General features: G+C 38.2%; 27 protein-coding genes and 4 pseudogenes. All 31 read right to left on the bottom strand.

The features are described from left to right. Positions 1–82 precede the first annotated feature (82 nt). The gene (locus tag MMY81_RS12970) at positions 83–520 is read right to left on the bottom strand and encodes a TRAP transporter large permease subunit (protein ID WP_252313232.1); all 438 of its coding nucleotides are present in this window, start codon (positions 518–520) and stop codon (positions 83–85) included. Next, positions 402–1,210 (bottom strand): annotated as a pseudogene (locus MMY81_RS12965) (TRAP transporter large permease). The gene MMY81_RS12970 and the pseudogene MMY81_RS12965 overlap by 119 nt, the downstream one beginning before the upstream one ends. A gap of 25 nt (positions 1,211–1,235) precedes the next feature. Beyond that, a complete protein-coding gene (locus MMY81_RS12960; RefSeq protein WP_252313231.1) occupies positions 1,236–1,709 on the bottom strand; it encodes a TRAP transporter small permease in 474 nt (157 codons plus the stop codon). Positions 1,710–2,012: 303 nt separating this feature from the next. Then, positions 2,013–2,480: pseudogene (dctP, locus tag MMY81_RS12955) on the bottom strand (TRAP transporter substrate-binding protein DctP). A 76-nt stretch (positions 2,481–2,556) separates the two neighbouring features. Further along, positions 2,557–2,835, bottom strand: a complete 279-nt coding sequence (locus MMY81_RS12950) for a hypothetical protein (protein WP_252313230.1) — start codon at positions 2,833–2,835, stop codon at positions 2,557–2,559. A gap of 614 nt (positions 2,836–3,449) precedes the next feature. Next, positions 3,450–3,638, bottom strand: a complete 189-nt coding sequence (locus tag MMY81_RS12945; protein ID WP_252313229.1) for a hypothetical protein — start codon at positions 3,636–3,638, stop codon at positions 3,450–3,452. Positions 3,639–4,193: 555 nt separating this feature from the next. Further along, positions 4,194–4,433: a VOC family protein gene (locus MMY81_RS12940; protein WP_252313228.1), complete on the bottom strand. Its 240-nt coding sequence runs from the start codon at positions 4,431–4,433 to the stop codon at positions 4,194–4,196. Next, entirely contained in the window at positions 4,400–4,579 is a 180-nt protein-coding gene (locus MMY81_RS12935) for a VOC family protein (protein ID WP_252313227.1), read from the bottom strand. The genes MMY81_RS12940 and MMY81_RS12935 overlap by 34 nt, the downstream gene beginning before the upstream one ends. A 130-nt stretch (positions 4,580–4,709) precedes the next feature. Continuing rightward, positions 4,710–5,226 (bottom strand): annotated as a pseudogene (locus tag MMY81_RS12930) (YehS family protein). A gap of 180 nt (positions 5,227–5,406) precedes the next feature. Then, a complete protein-coding gene (locus MMY81_RS12925) occupies positions 5,407–5,814 on the bottom strand; it encodes an Ltp family lipoprotein (protein WP_252313226.1) in 408 nt (135 codons plus the stop codon). Beyond that, on the bottom strand, positions 5,811–6,431 hold the full coding sequence (locus tag MMY81_RS12920) for a hypothetical protein (RefSeq protein WP_252313225.1): 621 nt from the start codon (positions 6,429–6,431) through the stop codon (positions 5,811–5,813). The genes MMY81_RS12925 and MMY81_RS12920 overlap by 4 nt, the downstream gene beginning before the upstream one ends. A gap of 229 nt (positions 6,432–6,660) precedes the next feature. Further along, on the bottom strand, positions 6,661–6,942 hold the full coding sequence (locus MMY81_RS12915) for a UTRA domain-containing protein (protein WP_374561835.1): 282 nt from the start codon (positions 6,940–6,942) through the stop codon (positions 6,661–6,663). A 91-nt stretch (positions 6,943–7,033) separates the two neighbouring features. Further along, entirely contained in the window at positions 7,034–7,378 is a 345-nt protein-coding gene (locus MMY81_RS12910) for a GntR family transcriptional regulator (RefSeq protein WP_252313223.1), read from the bottom strand. Between the two features lie 189 nt (positions 7,379–7,567). Then, the gene (locus MMY81_RS12905; protein ID WP_252313222.1) at positions 7,568–7,873 is read right to left on the bottom strand and encodes a hypothetical protein; all 306 of its coding nucleotides are present in this window, start codon (positions 7,871–7,873) and stop codon (positions 7,568–7,570) included. 157 nt (positions 7,874–8,030) lie between these two features. Next, positions 8,031–8,417: an ADP-ribosylglycohydrolase family protein gene (locus tag MMY81_RS12900; protein WP_252313221.1), complete on the bottom strand. Its 387-nt coding sequence runs from the start codon at positions 8,415–8,417 to the stop codon at positions 8,031–8,033. 19 nt (positions 8,418–8,436) lie between these two features. Then, positions 8,437–9,828, bottom strand: a complete 1,392-nt coding sequence (locus MMY81_RS12895) for a PTS transporter subunit EIIC (RefSeq protein WP_252313220.1) — start codon at positions 9,826–9,828, stop codon at positions 8,437–8,439. A gap of 813 nt (positions 9,829–10,641) precedes the next feature. Beyond that, entirely contained in the window at positions 10,642–10,902 is a 261-nt protein-coding gene (locus tag MMY81_RS12890; RefSeq protein ID WP_252313219.1) for a hypothetical protein, read from the bottom strand. A 161-nt stretch (positions 10,903–11,063) separates the two neighbouring features. Beyond that, positions 11,064–11,276 (bottom strand): hypothetical protein, encoded by a 213-nt coding sequence (locus MMY81_RS12885; protein ID WP_252313218.1) that lies wholly within the window; start codon positions 11,274–11,276, stop codon positions 11,064–11,066. Continuing rightward, entirely contained in the window at positions 11,276–11,506 is a 231-nt protein-coding gene (locus MMY81_RS12880; protein WP_252313217.1) for a hypothetical protein, read from the bottom strand. Before MMY81_RS12880 ends, MMY81_RS12885 begins: the two co-directional genes overlap by 1 nt. After that, the gene (locus MMY81_RS12875) at positions 11,497–11,706 is read right to left on the bottom strand and encodes a hypothetical protein (protein WP_252313216.1); all 210 of its coding nucleotides are present in this window, start codon (positions 11,704–11,706) and stop codon (positions 11,497–11,499) included. The genes MMY81_RS12880 and MMY81_RS12875 overlap by 10 nt, the downstream gene beginning before the upstream one ends. Positions 11,707–11,827: 121 nt before the next feature. Next, entirely contained in the window at positions 11,828–12,034 is a 207-nt protein-coding gene (locus tag MMY81_RS12870; protein ID WP_252313215.1) for a hypothetical protein, read from the bottom strand. A gap of 693 nt (positions 12,035–12,727) precedes the next feature. Next, positions 12,728–13,225 (bottom strand): hypothetical protein, encoded by a 498-nt coding sequence (locus tag MMY81_RS12865; protein WP_252313214.1) that lies wholly within the window; start codon positions 13,223–13,225, stop codon positions 12,728–12,730. A gap of 39 nt (positions 13,226–13,264) precedes the next feature. Beyond that, positions 13,265–13,375, bottom strand: a pseudogene (locus MMY81_RS35200) (MerR family transcriptional regulator); the annotation flags it as partial. 235 nt (positions 13,376–13,610) lie between these two features. Continuing rightward, entirely contained in the window at positions 13,611–14,183 is a 573-nt protein-coding gene (locus tag MMY81_RS12860; protein WP_252313213.1) for a peptidoglycan-binding domain-containing protein, read from the bottom strand. Between the two features lie 864 nt (positions 14,184–15,047). Beyond that, entirely contained in the window at positions 15,048–15,710 is a 663-nt protein-coding gene (locus MMY81_RS12855; RefSeq protein ID WP_252313212.1) for a CPBP family intramembrane glutamic endopeptidase, read from the bottom strand. 244 nt (positions 15,711–15,954) lie between these two features. Next, complete coding sequence (locus MMY81_RS12850) at positions 15,955–16,380, bottom strand: TetR/AcrR family transcriptional regulator (protein WP_252313211.1); 426 nt, start codon at positions 16,378–16,380, stop codon at positions 15,955–15,957. A gap of 786 nt (positions 16,381–17,166) precedes the next feature. Beyond that, a complete protein-coding gene (locus MMY81_RS12845) occupies positions 17,167–18,345 on the bottom strand; it encodes a hypothetical protein (protein ID WP_252313210.1) in 1,179 nt (392 codons plus the stop codon). A gap of 92 nt (positions 18,346–18,437) precedes the next feature. Beyond that, entirely contained in the window at positions 18,438–21,062 is a 2,625-nt protein-coding gene (locus MMY81_RS12840) for a KAP family P-loop NTPase fold protein (protein ID WP_252313209.1), read from the bottom strand. Between the two features lie 302 nt (positions 21,063–21,364). Then, on the bottom strand, positions 21,365–21,634 hold the full coding sequence (locus MMY81_RS12835; RefSeq protein WP_252313208.1) for a DUF3006 family protein: 270 nt from the start codon (positions 21,632–21,634) through the stop codon (positions 21,365–21,367). A 3-nt stretch (positions 21,635–21,637) separates the two neighbouring features. Continuing rightward, positions 21,638–22,174 (bottom strand): helix-hairpin-helix domain-containing protein, encoded by a 537-nt coding sequence (locus MMY81_RS12830; RefSeq protein ID WP_252313207.1) that lies wholly within the window; start codon positions 22,172–22,174, stop codon positions 21,638–21,640. Beyond that, a complete protein-coding gene (locus MMY81_RS12825; RefSeq protein ID WP_252313206.1) occupies positions 22,104–22,901 on the bottom strand; it encodes an MBL fold metallo-hydrolase in 798 nt (265 codons plus the stop codon). The genes MMY81_RS12830 and MMY81_RS12825 overlap by 71 nt, the downstream gene beginning before the upstream one ends. Positions 22,902–23,199 lie beyond the last annotated feature (298 nt).

Here is a 23,199-nt window from a genome sequence, read left to right as displayed (position 1 = left end):
GTCTGCACAAAGAAAAATTGCTTTAAACCCGGCAGCATCTCAATCATATTCAGCTTTGTTATCGACTGCGTAACAAATATATTTATTCCAAACGGGGCGTATACATTCCAATAGCAAGGTTGGAAATGAAAATAATACCAAGGTGAACAGGGTCAATTCCCAGTTGAATAGCCGCTGGAAAAACAAGCGGAGCTAAAATAATGATTGCAGCCACGCCTTCCATAAACATTCCCATAATTAATAAAGAAACATTTAATATAAGCAGAAATAATATAACAGACGTAATATTATCAGATATTAATGAAGCCACCTGCTGAGGAATGCCACCACGGGTTAAAAGCCATCCCAAAATTTGAGCGGATCCAACTAGAATAAGAACCTGGGCAGACGTAATAGCCGAATCAACAAATACACGATATAATTTTTTCCAGGTCATCTCCCGGTAAATAAAGGCACTGACAAGCAATGCGTAGACTGCTGATATGCCAGCTGCTTCTGTGGGTGTAAAAAATTCCCGCATAGATTCCACCTAAAATAATGACGGGAATCATAAGCGCCCAAAAAGCTTTGATAGTAGCAGTTGTTACTTCCTTCAAAGAAGCACGTTTATCCCGCGGCATATTATGTTTCTTAGCGTGAAATAAATATATATAACTGCAGCTAAACCATATATTAATCCGGCTCCAATACCAGCAATAAAGAGATCTCCAACAGACACTTGTGTGATTACAGATCCCAGCACAATTAAAGTAATACTTGGAGGAATAATTAATGAAACAGAGCCCGCAGAGGCAAATAATCCAGAAATAAATGCCTTATCATATTTTTGACGAAGCAGCTCGGGATACATCATTTTTCCAATAGCAATTACTGTTGCAGGGCTGGAACCTGATAAGGCTCCAAAAAACATGCTTGATACCTGGGTAGTCATGGCAACCCCACCTGCCATATGACCAACTAATGCACGAGCCCACCGTAATATACGATTAGAAAGTCCACCGCTTTCCATTATATTAGCGGCAAGTATAAAAAAGGGAAGAGCCATCAGTGCAAACTGATCAAGACCGGCAAACATGCGCTGAACTAAAATCATTGGTTCAATATCACTGACAAGCAGCACACTTAAAAAAGCCGATAATCCTAACGCAATAAAGATTGGGGTCCCCAAAAACAATAGAACGATAACTAGAATGATGAGTAATGTAGTCATGTTACTGCCTCCTTATTCCTGTACATTATTTAAAGGGAGCTCTTTTTTTTGTAAGAAGTTGATATGTTAAAATCCCTACGTGTAATAACGAAAGAAGACATCCAATAGGTATAATTAAATAAATCCAATAAATACTAATTTCTAAAGAAGGAGTGATCTGATTTGTCATTATAGAAAATTGAACCAACTTAACTCCGAACCACCCGAAAAAAACAAGAAAAAGAACAATACAAATATTAATTATTAATTGAACAAAAACAGTTATTTTTTTAGGTAATAGCTGCATGAAAACATCAATACCAACATGCATACCTCGTTGAAAACATAAACCCATTCCTATAAATGTGATCCAAATCATTGCATACCTAATAAATTCAGCTGCCCAATCTGTATTAGCCTGAAATCCATACCGAAGTACGACATTCATAAATAAAATGGCAGTTGCTGCAAACAAAAGACTGCCAATCAAAATTTCTTCCACCTTATTAATAATCTTCATAAAAACACATCCTTTCTCAAAAAAGAAAAGGGATAGTCCATCAAATAGGACTATCCCTTGTCCCGCTGATTATTCGCCAGAGACTTCTTCAATCTTGTCGTAAAGTTTTTGCAGCAATTCCTGCTGATCATCTTCACTGTAAATTTCATCATGAATTGGCTGAGACTCTTCCCGGAAAACTTCTCTTTCTTCTTCAGTTAGTTCATAGTACTCTACACCTTCTGTGTTTGCAGCTCTTCTCTGTATTCGCCTTCTTTAGCAGCTAATCTTCACGAGCTGCTTCTACTCCTGCTTCCTCTGCATCTACCAATACTTCTTTGTATTTTCATCGAGACCTTCATACCAGCCTTGATTTGCCATTAGGAGGTAGGTCATAGTGCCATGATCTCCTTCAATAATATAGTCCTGAACCTTGTGATAATCATTCAAATAAATAGTTTGAAGTGGGTTTCCTGTCCATCTACTACGCCTTGTTGTAAGAAACGTTATAAACTTCTGCATAAGGGACTGGTTCTGCATTACCACCCCATGAGCTATATTGCTCTAACAAAGCAGGTGATCCATCGTTCTCATCGTAATACCGCTGAAGTCACTAGGCTCGTGAATTTCTGTGCCGCTCGTCGTAAACAGCTTAAATCCACCAGGCCAGTAGCCCATCCCTTTAAATCCGCCTTCTTCCAAACTGGTTAATAGCTCGTCCCCAACTTCACTATCAAGTACTTCATATTTCTCTTCACTATTTTCCGGCCAGAGGTAAGGAAGATCTACCACTTTAACATCATCACAAAAGGGGACACTACAGCTGACGGCTGCATCGTAATATCAATTTCGCCAATTTGCGTTCCTTCTACTGCTCACGCAGACTTCCCATTTGCGAGGCAGGGTAAAGGTCTACAGTAACTTGGCCATCCGTATTTTCTTCTACTGCTTCTTTAAAAGCTACTGCTCCAGTGTGCTCTGGACTGTCTTCCGGCTGGTTATGGCTGAATGTAATAGTCATTTCTTCAAAGTCGGAGCTCCCACTATTGTCTGCGTCCGCTGAGCTGTCTCCGCTGCCGCCTCCACAGGCTGCAAGTAACATCATTACCGAAAAACTACTTCCTATGTACCAATGCTTCTTATTCATTCTTAATTCCTCCTTGAAATATTGTAACTATTTAATATTTTCAAATTACAACTAATTATTTTGTTTTTCTTTGTCGTTTTCGCTAAATTAAACATATTATTTTTATCTATTTAGCTAAACTGATTTCTGTAAAATAAAATTAAAATTAGCTTTTACAATAAAAAGGGACCTTGAATACATTGGTACATAAGTGTTTCAAAAAAAAGACAGTCAGTAAACCACATAAGATCGCAATGAAAAATGATAAGTGCATGAGAAATAATCTAACAAAAATATTCATATAAAATAGAGTTGTATCTCTTTTCATGTCTGAAAAATAAGATTTTTGATTTCTACTGTCTAATTAGCCAAAGTAAAAAACATCATTCCTACGCTATTAGAAACACATTTAAAAAGCATTATCACATATATTTCTTTAGAGAAGACACACATGATAATGCTTTACGATTATATTTTCACTATAAAAAAACCAGTAAGAAGCATCCCGGAAGGAAGACTTCTTACTGGTTTCTCTATGCGTATCTACAAGCATCTATCAAATAATAGGCATTCAATAAAGAATGGCGTAGTAATCCTCTAGGTATTTCTTCTCTAACTTTCATTACATTTTATACTTATAGTCCTTTAGTTAAATGAAATTCTTTTGTGAATGTTTCATAGTCAAGATTAAGTTTCTCACAATACTTCTCTACTTCTTCAAAGAAATTGAAATTCTCATCAGTAGGAAGATCACGGTTCTCTTTGTAAAACAATACTAAATCATAAAGCTCAGCGAATATTTTGACATTATTTACTTTATCCATCCTATACACTTCCTTTCTTTAGTAATGTGATATATCTTAACACATACTAATGCTCAGTGGGTTATTCAAAAATACAGAAGTGACCACCGAATTCGATACCTTAATGAAATAGTTCTATAGGAAAAAGTATATTGTTACCTGCTACAACAATAAATAATAATAATGGATCTATATTTATCAAGTGAAATTTTTCCTTTAAATAGTCTTTTGCTATTTTAGAGATGAACAATCGAGTATTCCAAAAATAAAACAATTTTGTACTGTCTGTCGTTTATTATTTTCATTTGTATTTGATTACTCACCCTCACAGAAAATTTTCATCTATTGATCTCAAACTAGTAGTGGCATTATCTAAAATAGCTACAATATCATTTCTCATGAACTACGGGACAATTTTCTCCTTTCAACATCGTGTTATTAACATCGGAATAATTTTTGATTAACAGTTGGGCATCTTAGACTTGTCGATATCTTTTTATTTATTATTGATTTCAGTAACAACTTAAAAAAGCCCTATAGAAGGCCACTGACCTTTTAAAGGGCTTACCGATTTTCTTACTGCTGGGTGGCAACACTCCATATATTACCTCCAAAGTCTTTGAATGTGCCTCTTTTGTCCAGGTCTCCTCTTTGAGCAGGCTTTTCCATTGACGTACACCCTGACTGAACGGCCCTATCAAATACCTCATCTACGTCCGGTACATACACATGCAGCAAATGGCTTACAGCCGGATACTGCTCGGAAGCATCTGCGATCATCATCACCGAGTCATCAATCTGAATCTCGGCATGCATGATCGTTCCGTCTTCGTTATCGTAGCGCCGCGCAGCTCCTTTGCACCAAACACTTCTTTTAAAAGATCCATCAGCTTTTGAGCATCGTCTACTATTAAATAGGGGGATAATGAATTGTAGCCATCCGGTTTGAAAGCCTGATTCATTTTAATCACCTCCAGTTGCTTATATTATGCCCGGTTATATGAATGATAAACAAAAAATTACAATTCTGCTTTAACGATATGAGAGGCAAAAAAAGCGTCATCTCCAATCGTAATGGAGTGCGCGCTTTTGTTATCCTCTGTATTTAATCGCTAATCCTTTCAGGAAGTTTCTTGCATACTGATCGCCAAACTGCCGATAGTTCTTATGGCCTTCCTTCCGCAGCAGGCCGCTTACTCCCCCTTGGTGATCGTAACATTGGCATTGTCCAGAATATCCACAATGTCATCGCTCGTTAACTGCAGGGCGATTTTTACTTTTTTCAGCATGACGTTATTCACACTGGAATAGTTCTTGATCGACCGGTCCGGCTTCATCGGTTCGCCGTCTTTTGTGGTCTGCGGCCCACGTTGAACGTGATCAGCCCATTTAAAAAGGACTCCAGCATGCTGTTCGTGCATTTAAGATGATGGTCGTCTTCATAGATTTCATCATCATCTTCTTCATCGCTTTCTTCTAGCTTCGTGAGAACCTTCCGTACTTCTTCCTTAGAGAGATCTACCCCGCCAAGCTTGAATATTTCCATCACGTCCTGATCTCTTATATCCAAAGCGTACCGTATTCTAATGACAATGTCGTTATTATTCATTCGTAAACCTCCAAGATAATATCTACTAACAAAACAGCTTCTTACATCTATTATTATAGATATTGGTTCTGTATTACTTCTATTGTAAATACTAACATGAAGTAATCCTTCATATTCCTTTTTATTATATTTTGAAAATAAAGAAAGCAGCTTTTGGCTGCTTTCTACTAAATTCGTCTATTACAAACCAACCTGATCAGCAGCATAGGTTGCATGCTCTGTGCTGAATCCTTCATAAGTTAATTGATCAATTAACCCCTGTCTGGAAAAAGAGCTGTAGTCCATATAATCCTCGGCACTTTTGACCGCCTGCTCCCGCCAATCAACGCTGATGTTTTCAACGCCATGTGAGGCCTCTGATGAGGTGAAGCCTTCGTATTCCAACTGTTCGATCAATCCTGACTTCGAAAATGCCGAATAATCAAGATAATCTTCAGCGCTTTTAACCGCCTGTTTCTTCCAATCGACGCTGATGTTTTCTACAGCATATGTCGCGTCTTCTGTACTGAAATCCTCATACTCGAGCTGCTCAATTAATCCTGACTTAGAGAAGGCTGTGTAATCCAAATAGCTTTGCGCACTGCTCACCGCCTGCTCCTGAGAAACAGAGCCGCTGGATTCTTCCTCTTTTCGGCTTCCTGCTCAGCTTCTTCCTCAGCCTGGCGTTCTTCCTCTTCTTTAGTTTCCTGCTCGGCCTCTTCCTCAGCCTGGCGTTCTTCCTCTTCTTTGGCTTCCCGCTCGGCCTCTTCTTCTGCCTGGCGTTCTTCCTCTTCTTTAGTTTCCTGCTCGGCCTCTTCCTCAGCCTGGCGTTCTTCCTCTTCTTTGGCTTCCCGCTCGGCCTCTTCTTCTGCCTGGCGTTCTTCCTCTTCTCTGGCTTCCTGCTCGGCTTCTTCTTCTGCCTGGCGTTCTTCCTCTTCTTTAGCTTCCTGCTCGGCTTCTTCTGCCTTACGTTCTTCCTCCTCGCTGCTCGCTTGATCATCCGTTTCTTGTTCTTCTTCCTCGGCGGCTGTTGCTTCTTCTGCCTCTAATTCCGTCATCTCTTCTGCGGTATTTTCACCGGCTACTTCTGTGGAAGGATCAGACGGATTTACTATAGCCATTATAATGAAAAAATAAATAACAGAAGCAGTAATCATCTTCCACTTCGTACCAGAACGATACCCCGGAATCCGCTGATACCATTTTTTCTTCTCTTTATACCTCATAGAACTACCCCCTTTTTACATTTATTGGTTATAGCTTACCAAGAATAAGTTTCGCTGACAATCAACAATGAGAACACTTTCAGATAATTTTAGTTATATATTAAAAATCAAAATAAATATGATCTTTCTTAAAAAGTTTATCTATAATAAAACAAACAAAGACATTCCACTAGTTCAAAGAACTAATGAAATGTCTCTTTTTAGAAAGCTATTGTAGAAAAGGATTCTGTCAGCTCTCCAACTGAATATGATATTTATACCGATCGGCTCGATAATAAATTTCCGCGAACTCCACACCCTGTCCGTTATCAAACGAACAGCGTTCAATATACAACAAGGACGAGTATGGATCCACCTCCAGCTGCTTCTGCAGAAAGGAAGTGGCTCCCATGGCTTCAATCGTTTCATTCGCTGTCGTTAAGTGAATATTGTTTTGATCAAATAATTTATAAAGGGAGGCCTGGGGATCTGAAATATCCTTTTCCTCCATATCGAGCAAATGGACCGGGATAAATGAGCGGTGAACCCGACCTTTTCCCCGTTAATAATACGCAGACGCTCGATTTTGTATACTTTGACGTTTTCTTTCAAATACAGCTTGGTCAACACTGAAAAGGAGCATCTACTATCTCGAAACAATACCAGTTCGGAAAAGGATTCCCGTTAAGGTTGTCTTCACTGAAACTTGATATCTTCTTCAGCTGTAAACTATGTTTGGTATTCACTACGATGGTGCCGATGCCGGAGTGTTTTTTGACATACCCGTTCGTCTGCAGCATCTCCATGGCACGTCGAATCGTAATTCTGCTTACGCCATAGTTTTTTTGTAATTCCGGCTCAGAAGGCAGAATGTCCCCTACTTCATATTCTTTATTCACGATTTTATGAAGTAATTCATTGTACACTTTCTTGTACAGGGGCTCCTGCGTTTCAGTAGAGTAAACCATTATATCCGCTTCCAGTCTTAATTTATTCGAGAAGCTACAGCACCTGCCATATCGACTATCTTAAAGTCATTCGCCTTCTCTATAAAATTAATCATATCATAAAATTGGGAGTTTTTCTCACTAACGGCCCTACTACCGCTCCAACAATCGTCGCAATAGTATCCGTGTCATACCCAATATTTACGGCGTCTACAACGCTTGAAAAGCATTGCCTTCATTCGCTTTAATAATACCAAACGCACATGGGACCGCTTCGGATACATGCAGCCCGCTGCCCACCGTCTGATACAGCTTTAACAGGTTATCCTCTTTCGAGCCCGGCCGGTCTACGATATCAAACGCCAGCTTCATTCTTTCGACCACGCTTGCGCCTGCCACTGTTCTGCTGATCTCCTGCCCCAGCCGCTCTCCTTCCATCGCTCCGTACATCCCGGCATCAATGATGTCTTCAAACGTGACTCCGTCTTTTAAGGATTCACTCACCGCAGCCGCCACTGCACCGGCGCCTGATATGGCCAAATGATTATCATGAGTGACTCTTGTAATGTTATCGCATCCTTAAGGGCCTTATCTTTGTTTCCGGGGTTGAACAATCCGGCCGGCGATATTTTCATGGCTGCCCCGTTTGTCGCTTTGGACGCATAATCGACCGTTACCGCCCTGCCAGCGGCTGCATTTTCTTACTTTCGCCTTTATACATGGCAATAGCACTTCTCGTCGTTGGGCCTGCAAATCGGTTAAAATAGATCGGCATATTAGACCACTTGATCATCGCTTCTTTCACAGCTTCCGTGGTGATCTGCTGGTCGTTCGTCCCTAACACTTCTTTTATAATAAGATAAATTTGGGAAAAGTCATCGGTTACCTGTCCCGCTTCGTTTCCTAATGCAAACGCCGTTTCGCCCGGCTTTTGGAAGTCTCTGACTCCTCCGTTGAACATTTCCCTGATTTGATGAAACGACAGGTTCTCTGTCACTGCCCCCATGGCATCTCCCATTGCTGCGTATGCTAAACTCCCTAGTATTTTCTGTTCCATCATAATCTCTCCCTTTTTTCGATTATTCTTCTGTATTTTTCGGGTCTTTAAAGCCGAGTATCAGCGTAAGAATCAATGCCGACACAAAGGATATGATGAGCCCCACTACATAAGCCCATAAAGTTGGTCCTGCGAAGGCCGGAATCGTGGTCAGTCCGCCAAAAACGAAAGCATAGCCCACGACGTTAAATACACCCATAAACGCCCCGCCTATCGCCGCACCAACGCACCCGGCAATTAACGGTGTTTTCAACTTTACACCAATCCCGTAAATCGCCGGTTCTACGATCCCTGATAAAAATACCGCCACGATAGACGTGATGGAAAAAGATTTCAACGCTTTGTTTTTGCTTCGCAGGAATACGGCGAAAGCCGCTCCCGCCATAGCAAAGTTCGCGTTGGCAGCGTACGCTATAATACTCGACTGCCCGGTTGAAGCGATGTTCGGTATAACCACTGTTGTATTTGGAGCCCAGTGAACACCGAACATAATAAGGATGTTCCAAATGCCTCCGATGACAGCTCCTGAAATAACGCTGTTCGACGATATGACAAAATCAATACTGTTCGCCGACAGGATACTTAAATAGTTGCCAATCGGTCCGAAAACGACCGCTACGATCGGCACAAGCAGCAGCAGTAAGATGGTAGGAATGACTACCATATGTAAGCTGTGCGGCAGTTTATTTTTCATAAAGTGTTCCAGCTTCGACTGCACCCAGACGGTTAGAATAGCCGGGATAATCTGTCCGCTGTAATCAAAGATTGGCACAGGCAGTCCCATAAAACCAATCGACTCCGAAGAGCCTTCCACCAATGCCAGAAAATCAGGCATAATCAATGCTCCCATGACAGCCAAAGCTATATAGGGGCTGGTTTGAAACCTTCTGGCAGCGGTTATGGCAACCAGCAGCGGCAGAAAGTGAAAGACCGAGGTAGCCGCCAGGGTCAGCATTAAATTGGTTGTACTGTCTTCATTTAAAATGCCCATTTCTACGGCTAAAATGGTGAATCCTCTTAATAATCCCGCTCCGGCAAATAAAGGAAGCAGCGGCGTAAAGATACTTACTACTATCTCCAGAAACTGATTGAACCACCTCTTAAAGGAATGCTTCTCTTTTTTCTCTTCTTTGATATCTTCCTCATTGGTTATGTTTACTTTTTCTCTATCCTTTAGTTCTGTCAGATTAATAATTTCATCGTACACTTCGCCTACATTGGTTCCGATAATGATTTGAAAAGTGGAATCGGTATCGACTACCCCCATGACTCCTTTTGTCTCTTTAATCTTACTGCTGTCTACTACATCTTTATCCTTCAATTCCGTTCGTAATCTTGTGGCACAGTGAGTAATCGTTTGAATATTGTCTTCCCCGCCTAGCAGCATCACTAATTTCTTTGCTAGTGATTCCATAATTCCCCTCCTTCAAGATTAATAACAACTCACACTGATTACAGATTTATTTTTGTAAACATCATAACGTTATAATGTTTATATATGCATCATAGATAGTTTTCAAACAATTGTCAATTATTTAAATAATTTATAACGATTTTCTGTACAAAAATTAATGTGTGCAGCAAATAAAAAAAGCTTCTCCGGTTTCATTAAACCTGGAGATAGCCTTTATTGCTTCCTATTTAGCAGCTGCGGATTGTAAAAGTCGTTTAACAAAAGTTTCTGCGTGTTCTTTTTTGAAATCAACAATATACAAGCTTCCCGTTTTCCAGACAGGCTTAGGATTGTGCGGCAAAAAGATGGATTGGGCAGGGAGGTGTTCTATCAGAAGATCTGTAAATCTTATATTATACTCCAGCTCGTAATTTTAGAGTAGGGAACTTTTTGGGCAATCACTATTTTATGATTCTTGCAGGTATAGGTGATCTGGTGATTTTCTGTATGTTTACTAATTTCCCATCCACTGGCTTCTTCCGCCTCTTTGATCACCTCATCAATCACATCGAATAAATTATCGACCCATCTTTTTGTTTGTTACTCTTTTGTTTAAATATATTCACTTTGGCTTCTTCTGTTAACTGTCCTCTTCTCTCACTCGTAAAATTTGATCCATTGCTGCTCCTCCTCATGTAACGCTTTCTATCATACTAATGCATAAACAGCATATTAGCTCGTTAAGAAGCCTGCCAATAAAAGAGAGTCTCTCAAACAAAAAAGCTTCCTGGGCTCAGTAAACCCGAAGGAAGCTTTCTTTTATATTCACTTTATTTAAGGAGCGCTGTCCATCAACAAGCTTCTTTCCTGTTCGGTAGCTTCTCTTCCATTCTCCAAGAGCTCTTTTTCGTTAATTTGATACATAGCCGGCTTATTGTCTTTTGGTTCACCGTTCTGCATGGTGAATCCTTCTACGTTGCTGTACCACAATCCGTCATCATCTTTTCGTACCTTTGTCTCAATCACCCGAAACAGTTCTACTACTCCTTTAGATTCAAAAGGCAGTACATAATCGTGTCCTTCTTTAATCTCCATGTGTAAACCTCCTTGATGCTGACTAACCATTTATTTAGTTCCAGGATCTATCTGCCTTCTTAAATAGAACCCTCATTATCTATTCCCGTATAAGCTCTAAAAAAAACACGTCAGCCTTTTTTCCGGAACGGGCGGCTTTATCATCTTGTCTTACCGACGTCCTAGTATTCCGGTTTCATTTCCGCTTTCTGGACGTCTGAATAATCCTGGCGGTAAGATTTTCCTTTCCACAAAATAATCAGCGCAATCACCAGGCCTGTAACCGCAAAGGCCAATATGATATTTTGAATAGCAAATCCATTCGAAACAAACAGCGTAACGCCTGCATACGCAATAGGATCAAATCCATTCATCGCCAGAAAGATGACGCTCATCACACGCCCCATAATTCTCCCATCAATTTTTTCATGAACGGAGGAAAAGAACGGATGTAAACGAAAGTCATGAAAAACCCTATAAAGAAGGCAAGTCCCGCTAATACATAAAGGTTTGATACCTGGCTGAAGGTAACAGCCACCATCAGTATGGCAAGAAGTCCGATAATAGAGACAATGCCTCTTCGGGTTATTTTCACTGCTCCAATGATGACTGAACTCAGCAGCATTCCACACCCAATGACACTTCTATATAACTTAAATTGATCGGGGAGCCTCCATGTAAGTCAACAAGAATGGGAATGCCGATCTGTATGGCACCGAAAGCAAAGAAGTTCAGCGTAATCAGGACTAGAATGCCTGTCATTAAAAAGCTGCTGGATTTAATATAGGAAAACCCTTCCTGCATCTTTAATGGGGTCTGTTTCACCGTATTTTCTACATCCCCTCTTTTAAAAACGGAGGAAACATAAAGAAAGCAGATAAAAGGACCACAATAACAGCAGCAAAATAACCTGTTGTTACACTGGAAGCTTCCATGACAGCCCCTGCTAAAATGGGACCTGCGATAATCCCAATCTGGCTGCTCCCTGGTAAAACGCGTTCGCCTGCTGAATCTGAGACTCTGTACAATCTTCGGTATCAGAGACGCACTGGCCGGTCCCTGAGAACGCGTCAATGTTCCAAAAAGCATCCCAAACAGGACCAGGTACCACATCGACATAGTATCTGCTGTTCAGCAGAAAAATGATGAACAAAAAGATCCCCTGCGCCAGGCTCGTACTAAACATAATGGTCGTTTTTTGAATCTATCCGCAAGACGCCGCCAAAAACCATCATCACAATCGTGGTACAGTGATGGCTATAAGAACAATGCCAATGACTCCACAGATCCCAGTTCCGATATAACATACCAGGTGGTGTCATAAAAACATCGTATAGCCCATCACCGCCAGAAATCCGGCAATCAATATAAAAATAAATGTTCTGTTTCGAAATACAGATGGCTGTGCCACTATCATTCACCCAATTTCTCTTAGTGAATTCAATAGTAGACTGTGACGTAACGTCCTCCGCAAGGGTTTATGGAAAATTTATTTAGTACTTGCTATATGTAAAAAAACGGCATAAAAAAAATGTTTATAAGAAAAGGTCTTTAAACTTTTTTCTTCGGAAATATTATTTACATTTATGGTATATTTTATTAAACGCTTAATACGTTATTAGAAAAGAGGGCGACACTATGGGATTCTGGTATTTCCTTATATTGTTTGCAGGTATCTTTTTAATTGGCATGGTTTTTCTCAAACGTTCCATGAATAAGGGAAAAAAACTGCCTCTGGTATTAGCAGGAACTGTATGATTGCTTTCTCTTTATTTATGTTCCAGGATGGCAGTGCAGAAATCGTAGATAGTTTATTAAAATCTTTTAATATTCAACTTTAACAGAGCTATTTATTTAACAACACCTCAAATGCTTCGGTAAGAAACCGGACCATGCGCTCCGGCAGCAAGGACGTATACGGCTGCATTCGCTCGTATAACTCTTCGTTCGCTTTTTCATCCTCCGTCATCCACTCTTTTAAATAGCTGTTCCCCATTAACTCCTCTAACTGCTTCTGCACGAAATCGCTGTCCGGGGAATAATCATGGATAACTGCCTGATTAATAATCGTCAGTAACTGTAACGAAAGCCTGTCTAGCTCTTTTTGTTTGGCTTTATCCGTCGGGAAGATATTATCGACAACCTCCTTCGGATAATACTCCTTGAATATATCCCGCTGCACGTCTTCAAAAAGCATGGAATTCATAAGCAGCATCAGGATCTCCGCATCCAGCTCTTCCTTTCGTTCGCTGTCTTTTACAGATTTAATCCGTTCAATCATTTCCAGTGATGCCTCAATATTGTCTCTCTTTCTTATTAATACTTTTTCCTGTACATCAATCATTTTTTCAAAAGAATACCCCGGTTCCTCAAACCGATCTTTAATTTCCTTTAAGGAGAGCCCCAGACTTTGCAGTAACCTGATATTATGAAATATTTTAAACTCTGTAGTCGTATAGACATTTTGCCCTTTCTCATTTTTTTCGGTCGGCACTGATAGCTAGCCGATAGTGCCTTAACGTCCGTACCGTCGTATCCGCGATTTGTGCAAATCTGCTTATGGTTAATTCCATGGTTCATCTATCCCCAATCTATACTGAAAATATAGTTTTATTATAACAGCAGCTGACTGAGCAGGAGCCAGTCAAAAAACGCCCCTTATGTTCAATGAACACAAGAGGCGTTCTTATTAATTGAACACATCTTCCCTGTACTGGAAAGCAATGCTGTCACTGAGGAACGTCCTCTTCGATCGTACCGTCTCCATATACGTTATAGAAACCAACGGTACCGCTTCCCCCGTCTTCTATAAGGGATTTGCTGGAGGCTTTAAAGGTATAGAAGAATTCTCCTTGATCATTCTGATGAATCTCGCCATTGCTGCTGAAAACCAGGTCATCATTGTCGAGTTCTGCTGTCAAAGCAGCTTTCGCGTCTCCTACCTGAAACCGTTCATTTGCAAGTAACTGCACCCATGTGTTTATTCCCACCACACCATCTATGCTGAGACCTTTTTCAGATTGAAATTGACGAACCTGCTCTGCTGTTTCCGGACCGAACACTCCATCTACGTCTGTATCAAAACCATAATAAATAAGTTTCTCCTGCACAAATTCTACTTCAATACCGCTGCTTCCCTGCGATAGAGTAGGTTGATGCTCCGGCGCTACGTCAGCTACGGGATGAGAAGTGGACGTTTCATTTACAGGAGCCGGACTGTCCGCAGCCTCTGTTGATTGGCCGGCTACAGGTGACATCAGAAGGGCTACAGCAGGAATTGTCATGAACCATTTCTTTCTCATTTGGAAAAAACCTCCTAAATTTTAGTATATAATTGGGTTACCCCACTTCCGCCAAACAAAACATTTCAGTGTGATTGCAACAGCTTGTTACATTACAGCTAGCAGCCATTTATTACGCAGCAGCAGGGATCTTTCCACTCCAGCTATTACTCCTAAGACTACAATCCAGAAATTCTCCATAGCGGAATACTCAAATGGTGATACAAAAACGCCTATATTTTCAGCTATCCACGGAACTTGAGAAATAGGTTCTATTAATTGTGGTAATCCTAAAACAAATGTAGTTAATAACATTAGTATCGATATAGCCCAATGAGTCTGCTTGTCAGGGGAAATTGATTGTCCAAACTCAGACGTAACCCTCTGAGCGACCGTTTATCAGGATACAAGGGATACTCGATTCTTCCTCTGTAACATAATGCATTCGTTTAATTCCATAAGAACCGGATGCTGCTTCAATAAATCCGTTTTCTACCGGAAAAACAGCTGGAAGTTTTGAGTAGGCGATATGTCTGCCTTCCCGGTATAAATCAGCTCTAGGTTCTTCTACGAAATAACTGCAATTGACAGCGTAGTTCAGCCTTCCTTTTCATTGGTTTTTATTTCTATATGAAATAAGGAACGAGTAAACATATGCCACAGTTTATATTTTTTTAGCGGATGACCATCCCTTTTTTGACCTTTTTCAGACGTCTATTACGTCGTTTAAACCGAAACATGGGCAGGTACACCTACCTTTCTATAGTGAGAATTTTTAATCCGTTAAAAAAGCTTGCTCCCCAGGGTTTTCATGAACGCTGCACGGAGTCAGCGCAGGTCTGGTATGACGGGTTTTGAAGCATATAATTATCGTAATAAAAATAATCACAATGGATGGGAGAAGTACGATACCGCTTCCTCCATACCGGCTGACCGATCAACATCCGCCAGCAGATCGGTACGCAGTACAGTGGCTAAGACATAGGTGAGCGAGTTATTCAGTGCGTGAATCACAATTGCATATTCCAGGCCTCCTGTCCTCCACGTAATCAATGCAAACGTAACACCAAGCAGGATGTAATGCAGGTTGAACCATGGGTCAGGCGACAGATGAATGGCAGCGAATAACAGGCTGGAAACAGCAATACCGCTAATAAGAGACATTCGGGGATTTTGAAACCAGCCGGCGGCTATCCGGAAAACAAGTCCCCGGAATCCGTATTCCTCTCCAGCACTCTGAAGAGGCACGATTAATATACTTAAAATAAAAATAATAAGCAGATCACTGACGTTCCATTCGGTAGTCGTGTAAGGAGCATACAAGTTTAAGATAACGATACATACCGTCATAGGAGGAAGAGTAAACAGCACCGCACGACCAAATACTTCCGGCCGGAAGGTGGAAAGAACAGAATGCAGGTCGGCCCCCTTCATTCCATACAGCCAGCGCTGTATACACATACTCCATGGAATAAGCATGGCAATCGCAAGAAAGTTAGCTGCCATGTATACAGGGGTGTAGTCTGTGCCCCCTTTTGCCGGACTCACGCGTCCGAAGATACGGGTGTCGATTTCACCTCCGATAAAGGAGAAGGTGATAACAAAGAAAAAACATGCCGCCAATAAGAAGAAGAAAAGCTAATAAGCCACGCCATATATGCCTTTTACTGGTTACTAGTACACGGTGGTACGGAAGGTGTTCCGGTACAGAGTACGTTTCTTTTTTCAGCATCAACGTTTCCTTCTTTCTAAAGTTTCCTGTCTCCCCGTGTCTTTAACGATTCAAAAAGAATTATTGAACCATTTTTATGATGCTCTTCACGAGCTTTTCACTGTACTCTTCAAGATCCAGCTTATTTTCGTATTGTGGTAATGACATGGATCCTGATATAGCCCCCCGGATAACTACCGCAATCACGTTAGGGTCAAAATCGCTAAATTCTTTGGATTCCTGCCCTTTGGAGAGGATATCTTTTAACAGCACATTTAATTCGTCTTCCTCATCCACCTCTACCAGATAATAGGGAATATTGTCCGGGGTGCGGCCGTTAAACACAATTTCAAGTAAAGCGATATTATTGGCACGGTTCGTGCCCTGATAGGCTAAGCCTGCTTCTATAAAAACCATTAATTTTCCCATGTACGTTTGTGTCTGTTCTACTTTTTCCTTAATAAAAGACCGCTCCTGCTGCACCAAATACATTAACGTATTTCTCATCAGATCTTCTTTACCGGAGAAATGGTAAGAGATAAGCCCTGTACTTATACTTGCTTTCTTCGCTATTTTGGAAAGACTGGTGCTGGAATATCCAATATCTTGTAAAACCTCTATAGATGCTTTAATAATTTGTTCCTTCGGGCTTCTGCTATTAAATATTGTTTATCTGTCATTTCTTCATCCACCTTAAAATTATTGATTGGTCATTTTTTATTTTGATCGATCAATCAACTTTATAGTAACCGCATACCTATACCTCTGTCAATGTTTTTTGCCAGCTTTTCTATACGCAGAAATAGCATAAGGTGCTAAAAACGCAAAAAAGCATCCCACCTGTTCACTGAACAGATGGGACACTCTTATCATGCTATTTAGTTGGAATGGGCTGTTCATCATGTTGTTCTAAAAGCTGAACCTTGTAATAGAGCTCTGGCTTTTACTACATCATGCCGCCCATACTTCTTGATAAAAGAAAGAAATGCATGGTTTTTGTATTGTAGTTCATTTTAACTGATATATCAGTGCTTAGAGCAGTTCACTAGTTTACCCTAGTGAACTCTTTTTTATACTTTTTCATTTAATTGTGTGAGTAAAATGTGAGCATTTACTTCTTTTAGAAGCATGCTGATTTGAAACTTGAGTTATTTACTAATTAATTTATTTTTATAATACCAACTCATCTTTAGTAATTTTTTTAACAAGTCATCTGCAAATCACCTATAAATCAATTGTTTTTTACTTTAGTTAATATAACAGTTTTCTCTTTTTTAAACGAAATGTACGACTTTAATCCCTTCCCAATACCGCTCTCTTTTTTGTTCGTAAATTGAAAGTATCTCTGATTAATTTTTCTTCTTCTTCCGTGAAGAAACCTTCCTTGAGTTTTTCTATAAAAGTATCTCGTAATAAAAATTCTTTACTAACCTCTAATAACTTTGTTTTTGCTAATAGATTTGTGTTACGAAATGTAGTGAATATTTGCTCTGCTATACGCTTTTTCTCTTTGTTAAAACGGTAATTTTTAAATTTATGAAGTAGTATTTCGGAAGTCTCAATAATGTAATCATCATCGTTTTCTTTAAACATATCTATTAATAAATTTGTGAATTTCATATTACTTATATTGTTTTGAGAGGGAGCACACAACTTCAACAAAATCATTCTAAAACTTTTTTCTCTAAAATCTTCAGAACTTAATGCATTGTTTAATAAATTGGTTCTACTAGGATTATCTAATGACTCAAGTAAGACACTAATAATCACTTCTATATCTATTTCTTCTCTTATACCCTCAAACAAAACCTGTACTTTTTGCTTTTTATCGAGTTTCATAAAGAATTTATTTACAACATTTTGTATTGTAGATAACTTGGAATTCAAAACATCTAATTCTAATCTACTAGTATTAATCAATAACTGAACCATTGAGTTCTCTGATATAAAAGAGAAAAAAGAGAACAATTCTTCTAGAAAGTTTTCTATTTTTATCGAGAAATTTTCCACTAAGAAAGTTACATACTCATTTAAATTCTTATTTTTCTGTGTCGCATGTTCTCTAGTAGATTTCAAGAACTCGAACGCATCCATTTTTGAAGAGTCTGTTGTAGCATTCTTCACACTATAAGATCTTAAAGCTACTATCTTATCTTTGGGCAAATGAGTTCCTATGTTTTTTAAAGCCTTTATAGCCAAATCTGTTTGGCCCGCTTGAGTTACCCCTCCTTCTATCACAGTTAAAAAGTTTTTAATATCAGTTTCATCTAATACAAAAGAAGTAATAGAGAAAAGATTAATGAAATCATTTGCCCAATTTGTGTTTTGATTCCATTTGTTATTTCTGAACTCTTGAATTCCTATTTTCATTGTTTCTTGGATATAGGCTGCGTTTTCTTTTTCTTTTATAAGAATCGAATACAGAATATACACTCGCTCTAAAATAACCGCATCATAAGAATTTAACTTCACGAAAGTTTTGAGTTTCTCAAAAAGACGTTTTCTTTGTTCATTAGTAAACTTTTCATTGAACCTAGAAATAAGTACATCAAAAGAAGAAGTTTCTAAAATATTATTGAATATATGTTCATAGGTGTTTCATAAATACCAAAGTTACTTTCACTTTGTTTCATGCCGTAATCTATTAAATTTAATAATTCTTCTTCTATATATATTTCTTCATTTGAAAACAGATTAATAATAAAATCGTCAAATTGATTTGCTAATCCTTTAATCGAATTTAAATTAAATGGAATTTTTTGCAGTATAGAGGAAATTTCATTTACCTGCTTTTCATTCACCTTCAAGACAGTTACTGATTCGATTATAGAAGATCCTATGTCTTCTTCAATTTCTTCTACGACCGCCTCCACTAATTTTAAAGTACTTATCAAGTATTCCGATCCCCCTGCTTTAATAACAGTAGAAATCGAGTTAATAAATGATTCAGAATCTAAGATTCTAATTTTTGGAGCTATCTCGTAAAAAGTTTTCATTTCTAATGAAAGTACTGCATCATCTGCAATCTCCATATCACTTATTAATTGACTATAAAATGGAAAACCAAAATAATTTTCAAAATGCTGTGGATACTTAAGGTATAGTTCATGAATATTTTCAAAACTATAGTAGTTATATTCTTCATCGGAATCGTTTAAAAAGTTTTTCATTTCTTGCCTTACTGATTTCGGCAATTTTTCTTCTAAATCAAAAAGTATTTTCAGAGACTCTGTTATTCTCATTGTAAACTCTTTATTCGTAAGCTCTTTTCCTAGTTCATTTTTCCATTTTGTATTTTTTGTGAATAACTCTTCCAACATTTTTACAATGGCTTTTTCAATGCCCATTTTATTATCTGCTAAAAAGTAGATATTTAACATATCTGACAACGACAATTGCCAAAATCTAATTTGAGATAAATCAATAGTATTTAACCTAGAGGAAATAATATTTGCAAAATTATTCTTTTCTTCATCAATAATACTAACAATAGGAACTGCTGCTTTAATTACTAACGATATATCTTTAGATGCTGCTTGTTTAATAACTTCAATTATTGCTTGGGTTAGATATATATTCTCACTTGTTTCTTTTAAAATATCTAAGACTGGTTTTTCATTTCCGTTGGTTAAGCTCTGAAGAATCATACGTTGTTTTTCATCTCCAGCTTTAAGACCAATTACATCTTGCCCCAAATAGATAAAAGGGGCAATATTATCTACATTAATATGTTCGTTTCTTGTAAGAAAGTTCACTAGTCCTTCAAAATCTTGCTTAATTTGATAATCGCCGTTCTTATTATTGAAAAATTTTTTCACAGAAGACTTAGTTTTTTCTTTTTCTCTTTCACCATATTGATAAAAATAAAGAAAATCCTCTAAATAATTGTAGTCTTTAACTAGTTCTACGTAAACTTCATTATAGTCTGATTGAATAACAGAAATTTTCGCTAGATATTGTAATCCTTGATCATTAGTAAGCAACTTATCTTCTAGTTTCCGACCATCCGCCTCCCTAGCACGAGCTATAAGTAAATTATTAGCAAAAGTGTTCATGATTTTTTTCACTTGTCTAGGCGTACTAACATCAGTATGGATTAAGATGTCTGTAAGTTCTCGAAATAAACCATTACATATCTCAACAAGGTCCGGTGCTTTCTGGTTAGTAATTTTAATAGCAAAATCGCTCATATCTCTTTCTATAATGGGAGGTAACGATATTCTAAAATGAAATAACTTATCAAGAAATAGTTCTCCATCCACATCCAATGATTTATTTAATTTTTCTTTCTCTAAAGCATTTATTAAAATGTTATTATCACACGTAACTATAAATACACATTCATTTATCTCAACAAAGGCTTTAATAGCATCTAAAGCTGCAACCACTTTCTTTGTAGTAAGTCTATCCAAATCGTCCACAACCACTATTAATTTCTTAAACTTCGGATTCTTTTTCTTATATGTTGCAATTTCCTTCTTGAATAATTCCTCATATTCGTCTGCTGTTTCAATTGGTTTAATTAAATGAACATCCGCATATTTTCTTTGAAGTGCATCCTTAACAAAAAATCGAAGCAATAATAGCAAAGGACTTATAATAATTGGCACCCAAATATTATTTTGAAAGTTAGAAAATGTATTTTGCACATTATCTAGAAATGTATTAGCAGTAAATATAGCATTAATACCATCAATCGCATACAAAACAAAAAGCACCACAATAGATGTAATAACCCAAAGCACTAAAAGTGTTAGTAATAAAGGAAAAATATTCTTAAGAGCATTTCTAGGAGACAAGGTAGCTGTCTCATGATTAATACTTCCAGATACCTTCCTCAAATTTTCGCCCCAGGTTGTTGAGACCGACGAGTCGACATTAGGATTAAACTCTTTGTATAAGTTTTTAAGAAAAGCCTTTTTTAAAGAATCATTTTCATACTTCCATGCATTAATTTCGTGAATCCTGACTTCAGATCTTCCTTTTAATTCTTCTTTTAAAAAATTAATAATTGAAGATTTACCGACTCCCCATTTTCCAATTAAAGCGATATTATAAGGTGGATCGTGCTCTATAATGATTTTTTTCAAATTCTTCGCGTAATCTTCATGGTGAAATTCATCATTTTCTTTACTTATCAGTGCAGTATCTTTCAAAAAATAAGTCTTATTTTCACTAGTATTTGCCAAATAGTTCAACCCCTCGTATAGAAATAAATAGTGAAGTTATTTGTACTACCAAATATATAAAAATTTCTCTCATTTGTAGCCTTAGACTTTCTACCATTAACTCAACCTTTTAATAAGAACCTCTTCTAAAACTAACTTTAGCTAATCAAGTAAATAATAATATCTCTTCGATCACCTATGAAATTTAATCCCAGCTCTATCTGATTTTAGCTCGTTCTAATTGCTCTTTTAATTCCTTTTAACTGCTTTTATATTTCAATTAGCTTTTTTAATATTTAATAAGCTAATCTTTAATCCTTTTGTTAGTTCTTTTTAAATTTATTGTCACTACTTTTAAATCTTATTCTTTTCATTTTATTTTCTACTCGAGTTGAATTATTTATAGATTCATTTTTATCTTTAACACATTTAACAATTTTTCCATTCTTTTCAGTCATTACTACCCAATCACCTGGCCGGGTATCATGAGAGATCTTATTTTTATCCACTATATATTCCCTTCCAATCTCTTCAGCCAGTATTACAGCGTACTTATCGTCTTCAATACGATCTAGCACCCCTTTTACTTCCATCACTTATCCTCCTATACACGCGAGTCCTTCTGCTTTTATCTCATCCACCCGAGCGGGACCTATTCCATTAATACGTTCCATATCATCTATAGAACTAAAAGGTCGTAGTTCTTCTATTTGTTCTGCACGTTCTACTCCTATTTGATTAATACTCTGCAGCTGCTCACTCGAGGCAGCGTTAATATCGATACACTCTCCCTGGGCTTCCTCTTCTACATTTTCATCAGGATTATTGCTTGAATGTTCAGACTCATTATCAGATGACATAATATCTTCAGAAGTACGTTCTTCCTCTTTCATGGTCTCAATATCATACGACTCTCCATCACTCGTCACGACAATCGTCCCGTCTACACTAGTACCGTATACCTCCGTACCCCGCCCTTCTAATGCTTCAAGCACCGAATCATGGGGATGGCCGTACTGGTTATTTTCTCCGGCTGAATAAATGGCTACTGCAGGATCGACTTCATCGATAAAAATGGAGGAACTGGACGTGTCTGATCCATGATGACCCAGTTGTAAAATATCCGTTTCCAATGTATATTCGCGGCCTTACAATTTGTGCTTCTGTCGCTTCTTCTACATCCCCTGTAAGCATGACAGAAAAATCATCTCCGTATTGAAAACGAGCGGCTAGGGAGTTATTATTCTCGTCGCTATCCAGGTTTTCCGGATTAATCATTTCTATCTGCAGCGGTCCTACATCATATATGTCTCCCGCTCTCGATTCCTCGTACCCTACATCATAATAATCAATAGCATCGATGACACGTTCAAAGGTTTGAGACGTTTGAATTTCGCCGGACATAAATACTTCCTCTACTGAGAAGTCTTCGATAATCCTGTCAGCTTGGCCAATATGATCAGCGTGTGGATGACTAAGCATCATGACATCTATGTTTTCAATTCCTTCCGTGTTCAAATAATGGACTACATCGTCTTGGTTCCAATCCCCCGCATCAAAAAGGACAGCATAGTCTTCGTCACCTTCACTGTATTCAAATAACGTAGCATCTGCTTGACCGGCATCTATAAAATGCACTTTAATATCCTCTATAGGCTCTGTTTCTTCGCTTATTTGATCTTCATATGTTGGCTTTTCCTGTGCTGTTTCTACTGGTTGAACTGCTTCTTCAGGCGAGCTGGCTTCTACTTCTGTCGCCTCAATATGAGTTTCCTCGCTATCAACTGCTTTTTCACTATTACACCCAGCTGCAACTAATAAAAAGCTACCAAGTAACATAGATATGTACTTCATTTCCATACTAAATACCCCCTTCTTTAGTTTATCATTTTAACTGGGAGTGAAGGAGGTAAATATCACAAAAATTGTATATTGTAATCTTGCTTACTATTAATAAAAATTAATAACGCTATATTCCAGTCTTATCATCAGAATCGTAAACTCCTTGTTTTACATTTTTACATTCTCCTATAGTCAGAAATTAGAAATCTTTACCTTTGCTTGCTATCTTCATTACTAAATCCTGCCTACACTGTTTCATTAGAATTTTTCAATAAGCTGTTTTGCTCCTTGATTAAATAAGTACCGTTCTAATTCA

It is taken from the genome of Sinobaca sp. H24 (assembly GCF_023845525.1).
This window is presented reverse-complemented; position numbering and strand designations above follow the sequence as displayed.